The sequence below is a fragment of the Bacillus sp. Nf3 genome (assembly GCF_003028545.1).
Lineage (GTDB): Bacteria > Bacillota > Bacilli > Bacillales > Bacillaceae > Bacillus > Bacillus safensis.
In genome coordinates, this window is sequence record NZ_PYUA01000006.1 from 25,272 (window position 1) to 37,447 (window position 12,176).

Sequence of the window (12,176 nt, forward strand, 5' to 3'; positions counted from 1 at the left end):
AACATTTATGCTGCATACGCATCTGCGGCAAAGCCGTTTTGAATTGTTCATCTATTATGCTGTAGCTTTTCTGCTGCTATGGGAGTGGCTTCGTCCACTTCAAGATTTTACAGAGACGAGCCATACGTCTTATTTCATCATTTTTATCGGGCTTACGTGTTTGTTTACGTTCTTTCGTCTGAAGTGGTATGTGACCTTTCCTATTTGTGCTGGACTGATTTTACTCGCCTTATATTTGATCTTTTATCAATCAGCGCCAGGCTATCCGTCTGCTTTGTTTGCTGATATTAAGGATAATATCACATTAATGAGCATGGGTATGTGGAGTGATATGTATCCGTCTTTCCGTACATTGTTGTTTTATATTTTGCTGTGGCTGCTTGTCTACTTGCTTCATTATTGGGTGGTTTATCAGCAGCGTATCTTTTTCTTTTTACTGATGACGATTGTGTATGTCACGATTCTTGATACGTTTACGCCATATGATGCGACCTTTGCGATCGTTCGTATTATGGTATTTGGCTTTTGTTTGCTTGGATTGCTGTATTTCGATCGACTGCGTTCAGCTGAGGGCGTTCGAGTGTCTCAGAAAGCGCGTCTAAAGTGGTTTTTCCCCATGCTGGCGCTCGTCCTTCTATCAGCGTCACTCGGTGCTTCTTTGCCAAAGTCTGATCCGAAATGGCCCGATCCTGTCCCGTTTTTTAAGGCGGTCACGAATCAAGATGGGACAGCCGGGCAGAATAGAGTGGGATATAGTGCAGATGATTCAGCGCTAGGTGGACCGTTTAGTGAGGACCGCACACCTGTCTTTAAATGGAGCGGAAAGGAGCCGTCTTATTTTCGTGTAGAAACAAAAAGTATTTACACAGGAAAGGGCTGGGAGGATGCATCAAATGATACGAAGCCTACTCGGCTAAAGGACGAATCTGTGCCGAATCGGTGGTTTACCGAGCGTGTGAAAACAGAGGAACATGAAACAAGAGTTGATATAGAATCGGACTATCGATTTAATCATGCTGTGTATCCTATTGGAACGATCATGCTGACGCCAATGGAAAACATTCCGTTGCAAATCATGGGCAAAACGGAGAAAATTGTCCCGTCTATGCAAAACCCACCCAAAAATTTAGGGAACTATCAAGTCAGCTTTTTATCCCCTACATTTATCCTAGAGGATTTACAGAGAATCAAAGTACCGACAAAGAAGCAGGTGAATGAGCAGGTTGGCCGTGAATACTTGCAGCTTCCATCCTCACTCCCAGAGCGTGTGAAAACTTTGGCAAACAGCTTAACGGAAACGAAGGATAATATGTATGATAAAGCGAAAGCGATCGAGGATTATTTAGGATCTGCGAAGTTTTCATATGAAACGCAAAATGTCGCTGTGCCTGGTCGTAATGAAGATTATGTGGATCAATTTTTATTTGATACGATGATTGGCTACTGTGATAATTTTTCAACCTCTATGATTGTGATGCTTCGTTCGATCGGGATTCCGGCGAGATGGGTGAAAGGGTATACGTCTGGCCAGTTATATGAAACACAAATGGATGGAAACAATGTGTATGAAGTAACCAATAACAATGCGCATTCATGGGTAGAGGTTTATTTTCCAAACAGAGGCTGGGTCACCTTTGAACCGACAAAAGGATTTACAAACCCAGAGACATTTACGAATGAAGCCGTTTCAAGCGATCAAACGGATGATCAAAAGGAAGAAGAAAATCAGTCTAGTTCTGATGCAAGTGAAGAAAAGCAGCAAGACCAGCCGCAGCAGCAGGAGACAGAGCAGCCGGCACAACCAAAGGAACAAACAGCGAAGGCAAAGCCAAATATGGTACATGCTGGTTCAATTGCAGGATATGCGGCAGGAGCTATTGTCCTGCTTGGATTCATCAGCTGGATGCTTTATCGATTCAGAATAAGATGGCTGCCATTCTTTATTGTAAGAAAGGTGAAACGTCTGCCAGAGGATGAAGCATTCTTCTACGCATATGCTGCTCTATTAAAACAGCTAAGGCGCAGAGGGATCGATAAAAAGCCAGGCATGACGCTAAGAGAATTTGCTTCTTTGATCGATGACAAGGAAGGGAATCATCACATGTCTGAACTAACGCAGTTCTATGAGCGGGCGCTCTATCGACAAGAAGATGCCTCGGCGCTTTGGCGGCAGTCGGTGAAGTTATGGGAAAATTTAATAAACAGGAGATAGTCTTGACCCCGTACCTTCCTGTTGTTAGAATAGGTGAATATTAAAACCTTCTAAAATACATGAAATTGAAGCGTTCGGATGTGAGTCTGGGCGCTTCAAAAGCGTGATTCACACTGAGAGCAGGTTTTCTCCTCTCATTTTTTCTGTGCGTTTATAAAAAACTATATTGGACATAGAGGTGACACCATGACAAATTTAGTAAATGAAATGATTTTGGTTCTCGATTTCGGCAGTCAGTACAATCAGCTGATCACTCGCCGTATTCGTGAATTTGGTGTGTACAGTGAGCTTCATCCGCACACTTTAACTGCTGAAGAAATTAAAGAAATGGCCCCTAAAGGAATCATCCTTTCTGGTGGACCAAACAGTGTTTATGATGAAGGATCTTTCCGCTGTGACGAAAAGATTTTTGATCTAGGCATTCCGGTTCTAGGCATTTGCTACGGCATGCAGCTGATGACTCACTATTTAGGTGGGAAAGTAGAAGCGGCAAGCCAGCGTGAATATGGAAAAGCAGACATTCATATTAACGGAACACCTGCTCTATTCAAAGACCTTCCAACGGATCAAGTCGTTTGGATGAGCCATGGTGACCTTGTCGTTGAAGTACCAGAAGGCTTTACAGTTGATGCAACAAGTGCACATTGTCCAAACTCAGCGATGAGCTTAGCTGAGAAGAATTTCTATGGCGTTCAGTTCCACCCAGAGGTACGTCACTCTGAGTACGGAAATGATCTATTGAAGAACTTTGTCTTCGGCGTATGTGAGTGCGATGGCAAATGGTCAATGGAGAACTTCATTGAAATCGAAATGCAGAAAATCCGTGAAACAGTAGGCGACAAACAAGTATTGTGCGCACTAAGCGGCGGTGTAGATTCATCTGTTGTGGCGGTATTGATCCACAAAGCCATCGGCGATCAGCTGACATGTATTTTCGTTGACCACGGTCTTCTTCGCAAAGGCGAAGCAGAAGGGGTAATGAAAACATTTAGCGAAGGTTTCAACATGAACGTGATTAAAGTAGATGCGAAAGATCGCTTCTTAAACAAGCTAAAAGGTGTGTCTGATCCTGAGCAAAAACGTAAAATCATCGGTAACGAATTCATCTATGTATTCGATGACGAGGCGGACAAGCTAAAAGGAATCGACTACTTAGCACAAGGAACGCTTTACACTGACATCATTGAGAGTGGTACAGCAACGGCACAAACAATCAAATCTCACCACAACGTTGGCGGTCTTCCAGAAGACATGCAGTTTGAATTGATTGAGCCACTTAATACGCTATTCAAGGATGAAGTCCGTGCTCTAGGGTCAGAGCTAGGTATTCCAGACGACATCGTATGGAGACAGCCATTCCCAGGTCCAGGACTAGGAATCCGTGTACTAGGTGAAATTTCTGAAGAAAAACTAGAAATCGTCCGTGAATCGGATGCGATTCTACGCGAAGAAATTGCCAACTTCGGCCTTGAGCGCGACATCTGGCAATACTTCACGGTTCTCCCAGACATCCGCAGCGTAGGTGTCATGGGTGACGCAAGAACATACGACTACACAATCGGTATCCGTGCTGTTACGTCTATTGACGGTATGACGAGTGATTGGGCAAGAATCCCTTGGGATGTACTTGAAAAGATCTCGACTCGTATCGTGAATGAAGTGAAGCATATTAACCGCGTGGTGTATGATATTACGAGTAAGCCGCCTGCTACGATTGAGTGGGAGTAATAAAAAGAAGCTTAGAATTCTTGATTTAAAAGGGTTCTAAGCTCTTTTTTGTTATTGTTGCAAACAATTTGCAAACAAAAGCTATTAGTTTATGTATTTTTATCGATTTTATTATTTTGTTTTCTGAGCTCTTTTCTTTTATCGTGAGTTAGTTTTGTAGTAATTAAAATCAAAAGACTAAGAACAATTGTAAATGTACCAAAAGCAATCATTAAAATTTGGTAATCATCAGTTGACGAAATTGGCAAACTGAATTTTTTAGCATCTAATAAAGTAAGGATAAGAAACATATATGCGGAAACTGTTACTCCTAAGATGTATAGATATTTAAAACGGATTGAACGATACCTAAGATATTTTTCATCTTCATTGATATTCTTATTTTCATCTAAAATAATCGTTTGATTTAAAGATTCTTTTGTATCGATTAATTCATTCGCTAAAGTCTGCTTCTTTTCAACCGGAATAAAATTTGTTTCAAATAATTCAGTGACTAAATCGTTATAAGTTTCCTCTACAGTATTAATATCTTTTAAAAGAATATTGTTTCTTTTCGCTAATGAAGATAGTAATGCACTGACAACTTGAGGGTTCGGTATTTTACCTTCAGAAATAGACATTATTAGCATTTTTGACACTTTAAAGTTAACTTCTTTTACTGAATTATAGTAATCTTTTTTGCTAATTTTATTCGAAATAGCAGTAGTTATAAAAAAAACTATAACACCACTTACAATACCACCAGCAATACCTACAAACCATGGGTTACTTATAAAATCCATATTATAAAAATCTCCTTATCAATTTATAAATATAATTAATTATATCAATAAAATTCAAAAAAATGGATGTTTTTTAAAAATAAAGAGAGCCATTCAGCTCTCTTTTAAATTTCGTTTCTCAAATTAGAGAAGAACGATTTGCAAACATTTTGCAAACAACAGTTATAAATTCATGTTCCATGAAGTATATTTAAATGATTTAAAAGCTTTTAAGACGGAAAATTAACTTTAAATGAATTTGCAAAATCATCGAGTGGGAGTAGTTATAATAGAGCTAGAAACCTTTGTGTATCAAGGGTTTCTAGCTCTTTTTTATGTTTGATTGCACTTTTTTCTTCCGTTTTATTGTGTGAATTCATCATTCCATCCCTTACACACATCAATCCATTGTGTATAACCAGAGTGTTTTTCTAATTGTTTGATTGTGAGTTCAATAGCACTGTTACTGCTCCCGCAGGCTGGATAGACTGTCTCAAAACGTTTTAGTGAAATATCTAAATAAACAGAAACGCCATTCTTTGTAGCGAAAGGACATACTCCGCCAATTTCATGACCGACCAAGTCAACAACCTCATGAGGAGAAAGCATTTTAGCTTTTGTTTTAAAATATTCCTTGAATTTTTTGTTATCAACTTTTGCATCGCCAGAGGTCACAATTAAAATAGCTTGTCCATTTACTAGAAAGGAGAGTGTTTTTGCGATTCTTTCAGGTTCACAGCCCAGTGCAGAAGCAGCCAAGTCTACGGTTGCACTAGATACTGAAAATTCTTGAATTCGTGTATCCATATCATATTGTTTAAAATAGTCTTTTACTTTTTTGATGGACATGATCATTTCTCCTTTTTATTAGTATTGATTTGACATGATCTATTATTTAAACGATATTGATGTGGTGTCAGGTGATACTTTTTCTTAAATAAACGAATGAAATGCTCTGCATTTTGATAACCAACGGCTGCCGCAATATGATCTACTTGTAAATGGCTACAAGTGAGCATTTCGCAGGCTTTTTCCAATCTTATTTCTTGTCGAATCTCACGAAATGATTTGCCAAGCTTACGAGCTATATATTTTGACAGATAAGATTGTGAAAGGTTAAATTCCTCTGCCATCTCCTGGATGGTGATATGCTCACAACATTGCTGAATATATTGTAGCATTTGAATCATACGTATATCACTAGATTGTTTGACCTGATTGACGTTCATATGGCTTGGTTTGAATCTTAATAAGAGACATAATAATATCTCAAACACATTATTCATAATCAACTGGTAACTAGGGAACCGATTATAATTTTCTGCAAATAGTTGAAGAGAGCAGTCTAGCAAATGTTTATCCAAGTGACTATGGAAAATAAGAATATTTTTATTTTCTTTTATATACAATGCATTCAAAAAGAACTCTGAAATGACATGATTTCCTTTTAACATTTTAAAAAACACTTTTTGAAAAGTACTCTTACGAATCATGATTTGCATTGCGATTGTATTCTCCATTACAATAGGCTTGTGAATTGTGTTAGGTGGAATAAAGGCAATATCTCCTGATTTTAAAGCCATTTTTTTGCCTTCCACTTCTACATACATCTCATTTTCCAGAACATAGATCATCTCAAAGAAATCATGGATAGCCGACAATTGGGGCATAAAGCGGCTATACTTTCTCACTTCGATATCTTTCTCCTGATCTAACCACATGGTATCTTCCTTTTCAAATTCATTCTGCCCTTTTAGCAAAAATTCTTCTATATATATTTGTTTATGCATTAGACTGTGTTTATCATAATCCTTCAAAAATAATTGCAATGATGTGTTGTCATGCTTTTTCAGTTGGTATTGTTGATAAAAGATTTCTTGTTCGTTATATTCTCTTAAATATTGCATCACTTCATGTTTTTCAAGTTTATCTTTTTCCATCTACATCCAAACCTCTAGTTTATTTACTGCCACCACCAGGGCCTTTACTGTTGCTTCTATAATATCTTTATCAATTCCCGCACCCCAATGCATTTTTCCTTGAGATGAAATTCCAATCTGTGCACAGGCTTTTGCTTCGGAATCCTTGCCCAAAGAATTCTGTTCATAGACTTCCAAAACATACTCGAGATGAAAATATGCTTTTAACGCATTACTGATGGCATCTAAACTTCCAGTGCCAGTTCCTTGTATGTCAATTTGTTGCTGATCTCTCAGCAAAGTTAAGGTGACTTCCTGCTTATTTCCCTTATTAAATTGATAATCAAGCAGCTGGAAATGAGGGTGAAAATTAACATACTGCTTTTCAAAAACATGATATATTTCTTCGATAGACAATTCCCTATTTGTCTGATCAGATACTTTTTTCGCTGCATATCCCATGGCTTCATTCATTTGATAAGGAAGTTTAATGCCATAATTTGTTTCTAGTATATAGCCTATGCCGCCTTTTCCAGACTGGCTATTGATTCGAATCACATCCGTTTGATAATTCCTACCCAAGTCAACTGGATCTACTGGGATATACGGAACGTCCCATTTATCAACATTATTTTCTTTTCTATATTTCATCCCTTTAGATATCGCATCTTGATGTGACCCAGAGAATGCGGTGAAAACCATCTCCCCAGAATAGGGCTGTCTCTCAGGAACAGTGATTTTTGTTAGTTTTTCATATTTTTTACGAATAGCTTCTAGGTTATTGAAATTCAATTTTGGATCATAACCTTGTGAATACATATTCATCGCCAAGGTAATCAAGTCAACGTTCCCTGTACGTTCACCGATACCAAATAATGTACCTTCGACTCTTTCTGCGCCAGCCAGAACACCAAATTCTGCATCACTCACCCCAGAGCCACGGTCATTATGAGGATGAACAGATAATGTCACACTGTCTCGGTAAGACAGATTTTTGTGTATATACTCAATCTGACTTGCAAAGATATGAGGCATTGAATATTCAACTGTTGTCGGAATATTGATGATTGCTTTATGAGTTGGTGTCGGTTTCCAAATATCTAAAACACTATTACAAATATCTAACGCATAATCAACTTCTGTTCCTGGAAAGCTTTCTGGACTATATTGAAAATAAATATCACTTGTTGTTTTTTCGGCAAGTTCTTTTACTAAAATAGCTCCATCAATGGCAATTTGTTTAATTTCATCTTTTGTTTTCTTAAATACTTGTCTGCGCTGCGCTTCTGAAGTCGAATTATATAAATGAACAATCGCTTTCGGTACCCCCTTAATGGCTTCGAACGTTCGGCGGATAATATGCTCTCTCGCTTGCGTGATCACCATAATCGTGACATCGTCTGGAATCATATGATGATCAATCAGTGTCCGCAAAAACCTAAACTCTGTATCAGAAGCAGCTGGAAATGCGATTTCAATTTCTTTAAAACCGATCTCTACTAGTAACTGAAACATTTCTAATTTTTCTTCTAAGTTCATAGGAATAGGTAATGCTTGATTACCATCCCGTAAGTCCACACTGCACCATATCGGAGCACTTTCTAATGTTTCTTTCTTCACCCAATCATAAGTAAGCTTCGGTGGCAAAAAGTATTTCTTTTCGTATTTTTTGTGATTAAACATCATCGATTCCTCCTAGAAAATAGAATATAAAAAAAGCCTTTCACCCCCAAGATTTAACTTGGAGACGAAAGACTTCTTCTTACGCGGTACCACCCCTGTTTCATGATAAACAAACATTATCATGCCCTTATTCGGATACAGATTGTTTGATCTTATATCCTTCCCATATAACGGTGGGGTGCCGACCTTAACTACATCAATCCTTTTCATTTCACTAAGGCTACTCTAAGGTGAGTTCCCTGCCTTTTTGTTATTGCTTCTCATCAGCCAGCAACTTTCTGAAAACAATTCGGCAAGTACTATTCCTTATCATCGCATTCTCATTTTTCTGATTTTTTCTATTATACCAAGTCTATAAAAAAGAGATAGTGACAGGGATATCTTTTTCAATTGATTTTTTTTGTCCTATGGATGTCTTATCTTCATTTTTAATCCTCTTCACCAAATAAAAATCCAAGGCCACAAATAAAGGTGAGTGAATTCATAGCGAACAATAAAATCGCACCAATTTTTTTCATGGCAATGAACCTCCTCTTAAATTCAGTCTGCTAGCCTTCAAAATTTAAATTCACTGGTTCATCCTCTAAATGATCCACAGTATTTTGTTCTGTCACTGGCACACTTTCATCTACAGTTTTAAAACTAAGTTCGTCCATCCAAATGTGACCTTGACCATGTAGTAATATGCCAAACGCAATGACTTCACTTTTTATTGGAACATCTAGAACTACACTAAAATGATTCCAGCCGTTTGACCCTGTAATGGGACGATTCATCATATTGTCAAACGCAAGAACTTCACCTGAAGAATGATCAATTCTCATCCATAAACCAGCTGAACCTTTCACATCTTCGCTTTTGACAAAAGCAGAAAATTGAAGGCGTTCTCCTCGGTAACGATCAGACTTAATTTGCTGCATCAATGTCGCGAATCCTCGTGCTTTTTCATCCTTTGATTTCAGGTAAGCGGAGTACGTACCACTGTGTACAATTCTGTTATCTAAACCTGTTTCATAGTCAGATGGGGTATCCCCCGTCATAATCCAGCCAGTAGGTGTGTTCTGATTATCAGCCATATTTGTTTCCTCCTCATCAATGACATTCCTTAATAACTTCCGATAACGTGCGGGTGACATGTCATATATCTTCTTAAAGGCTCTAGTGAAGGATTCCTGTGAACCAAAACGATACTGCAATGCGATATCTATCGCCCTTTGGTCCGTATGAATTAAATCCTTCGCCGCTTGGGTCATCCGTCGTTCTCTTATATAATCCACAACTGATTTCTTAATCACTCTTTTGAAGATACGGTGAAAGTGAAACCTAGAATAACCAGAGTGTTTCGCTAGAGTTTGAAGCGGTAAATCATCTTTCAGATGCTGTTCAATATAATTTAATGTTTCTTGAATCGATTTCTCATGTTCTTGATAGGACAACCGAGCACCTCCTTGCCTTACGAGTTTAGTATAGCGGAAATGCTCTTTAGGAAACTTGACTTTTTGTGCTAAGTTTTGATAGTAGAATGGGTATTCTTGTCCTAAGTCCCGAACGGGTATATCTATAGTGATTTTAACTCAACATGAAGTGACAACAGTGTAAAAATGGCTATTCCACAGATTTAAAATTGGTAAAGAAAGATATTCTAATTCTCTTTATAAAAACAAATAAAATTATAGAATATAAGCTTTAAAAAATTTGGAATCCTTGTATGACAGGCTTCTGAGCTTTTTTATTATTTTGAAGTTTCTTTTCTTGACTGAATCATTATTATGAACTGTATAGTAATTGAGTCGAACGATTGGATTTTCAAACATATGATTAGTTTTTAAATAGTTATTAATAATAAAGATACACCTAGATATGACTATGAGAAACCTTATATCAGAACCAAAGTTTGATTTTTTTGGAATCTTTTATTGACTTTTAAATGGAAAATGTGGGAGTATATACATAATAACAATTTAACCCATTAATTATAATAATTTGAAATAATCCCGATCAATACAAATTATTTAGTAAATGTATAACATACTCCCACACCTAAAGAAGACCTAACTCGATATTCACTAAATAAAGAATATAAAAGGTGATAAATATGGAATACAAAGAAACCAAGTGGAAGGTATTTTTTTCTTTAATTAGGAAAACGAGAATCAGCATAAATTTGTTTATCATTGCAATGATTTTAACTGCAATAAGTGCAACTGCTTCGACTTTAGTACCACATTTTTTGAAGAAAATAATAGATTCATATAATTCCAAAAACACTATTCACTCTTTGGATTTAACCGCGCTAATCGGAATATTTTTATCTAGTGCTATTTTAGGAGCGATTGGTAGTTATATGTTGAGTGTTGAAGGACTGAAAGTAGTGGCCAATCTCAGAATGTTATTGTGGAGGAAAATGGTAAAATTACCGATTGGTTTTTACGACAAAAACCGTTCAGCAGATATAGCCAGTAGATTTGTAAATGATACTTCTGTAATTTATAACTTGGTTAGTAATTCATTTTCACAATTTGTAAACGCAGTCTTAATGATTTTATTTTGTGGATTTTGGTTATTTTATTATGATTGGCAATTAACATTGATCATTATTGTTGCAATTCCACTCTATTTAATATTCTTTATCCCATTAGGAAAAATATTAGCAAAACTCTCAAAATTAACTCAGACTTTAACAGGAAATTTAAATGTAAGAGCTGTTGAAACAATCTCAGCTATTAAATTGGTGAAATCTTCAACAGCAGAGGAATTTCAAATTCAAAAAGGAAGTCAAGATATTGAAAGGTTACAGAATATTAGTTTAAAACAAGCGAAATGGATGGTCTTAGTTAATCCAGTAATTAATTTAATTATGATGATTATCATAGTCACCATTATTATGGTGGGCGGTGTTAAATTAGCTAATGGAGATTTAAGTCCAGGGACATTTATTGCATTTTTAACACTTATATTTTATGTCATAGGTCCGATCACAAACTTTGGTTTATTTTTCACTCAATTACAAAAAACTATTGGAGCAACTGAAAGGGTTTCTCAATTATTATCTGAAAGTGAAGAATTGCAAAGTGAAGGTGAAGATTTAACTATAACCAATAATGATTTAGTCATTAGAGATTTAAGATTTTATTACAGTGAGAATGACACATTTTCACTAAAAAATATAAATTTAACTATCAAGGGTGGAACTACAAATGCATTAGTGGGTCCTAGTGGTAGTGGTAAAACAACTCTAATTTCTCTATTGGAACGATATTATAAACCAACTAGTGGAACAATTTTTATGGATGGGAAAGATATAGAAACATTTTCCCTAAAGTCTTGGCGCAATCAAATCGGATATGTATCACAAGAACATAGTTTAATAAGTGGAACAATAAGAGAGAATCTTCTCTTTGGTTTAAATGAAATTCCAGACGAAGAAAAAATAATCGATGCTTGTAAATCGGCATATGCATGGGAGTTTGTGGGGAAATTTACAAATGGATTAGATACTGATATTGGAGAAAAAGGTTTGAATTTATCTGGTGGACAAAAGCAAAGAATTGCTATTGCAAGGATGTTTCTAAAAGATCCAAAAATTATTTTTTTAGATGAAGCTACTTCAAATTTAGATAGTCAATCAGAGAAATTCGTAAATGAAGCGATGATGAAAATCATAAAAGGTAGAACATCTATTGTAATAGCACATAGATTATCAACTATTATTAACGCCGATAACATTATTTTTATGGAGAATGGTGAGGTAACAGGGAATGGGAAGCATCACGAATTAAAAAATAATCATCAACTTTATCGTCAATTTTGTGAGCAACAGTTTAAAGAAACAAAAAATGATCTGCAAGAAAGCAGTTAATAAAAAAATGACTT

General features: G+C 36.4%; 8 protein-coding genes and 1 other annotated feature. Of the genes, 3 read left to right on the plus strand and 5 right to left on the minus strand.

The features are described 5' to 3' along the window. Positions 1-7 precede the first annotated feature (7 nt). Both C9414_RS15535 and guaA read left to right on the plus strand, forming a co-directional pair. Entirely contained in the window at positions 8-2,212 is a 2,205-nt protein-coding gene (locus C9414_RS15535) for a DUF4129 domain-containing transglutaminase family protein (RefSeq protein WP_107163994.1), read from the plus strand. A gap of 186 nt (positions 2,213-2,398) precedes the next feature. Further along, entirely contained in the window at positions 2,399-3,940 is a 1,542-nt protein-coding gene (gene guaA / locus C9414_RS15540; RefSeq protein WP_017359841.1) for a glutamine-hydrolyzing GMP synthase, read from the plus strand. A gap of 89 nt (positions 3,941-4,029) precedes the next feature. Here the strand turns inward: guaA and C9414_RS15545 are convergent, their stop codons facing one another. The 5 genes from C9414_RS15545 to C9414_RS15565 all read right to left on the minus strand — a co-directional run bounded on the left by C9414_RS15545 (position 4,030) and on the right by C9414_RS15565 (position 9,739). Then, a complete protein-coding gene (locus tag C9414_RS15545) occupies positions 4,030-4,722 on the minus strand; it encodes a hypothetical protein (protein WP_046342833.1) in 693 nt (230 codons plus the stop codon). Positions 4,723-5,064: 342 nt separating this feature from the next. Next, a complete protein-coding gene (locus C9414_RS15550) occupies positions 5,065-5,550 on the minus strand; it encodes a YbaK/EbsC family protein (RefSeq protein WP_107163995.1) in 486 nt (161 codons plus the stop codon). A gap of 2 nt (positions 5,551-5,552) precedes the next feature. After that, complete coding sequence (locus C9414_RS15555; RefSeq protein WP_107163996.1) at positions 5,553-6,641, minus strand: helix-turn-helix domain-containing protein; 1,089 nt, start codon at positions 6,639-6,641, stop codon at positions 5,553-5,555. Continuing rightward, positions 6,642-8,303: a 2-isopropylmalate synthase gene (locus C9414_RS15560; protein ID WP_107163997.1), complete on the minus strand. Its 1,662-nt coding sequence runs from the start codon at positions 8,301-8,303 to the stop codon at positions 6,642-6,644. It abuts the gene before it with no gap. A gap of 57 nt (positions 8,304-8,360) precedes the next feature. Continuing rightward, positions 8,361-8,625: a binding site (T-box leader), on the minus strand. A 226-nt stretch (positions 8,626-8,851) separates the two neighbouring features. Further along, a complete protein-coding gene (locus C9414_RS15565) occupies positions 8,852-9,739 on the minus strand; it encodes a helix-turn-helix domain-containing protein (RefSeq protein ID WP_107163998.1) in 888 nt (295 codons plus the stop codon). A gap of 659 nt (positions 9,740-10,398) precedes the next feature. Between C9414_RS15565 and C9414_RS15570 the strand changes: the two genes are divergently transcribed. After that, positions 10,399-12,162 carry an ABC transporter ATP-binding protein gene (locus tag C9414_RS15570; protein WP_107163999.1) on the plus strand — a complete coding sequence of 588 codons (1,764 nt, stop codon included), beginning with the start codon at positions 10,399-10,401 and terminating at the stop codon, positions 12,160-12,162. Positions 12,163-12,176 lie beyond the last annotated feature (14 nt).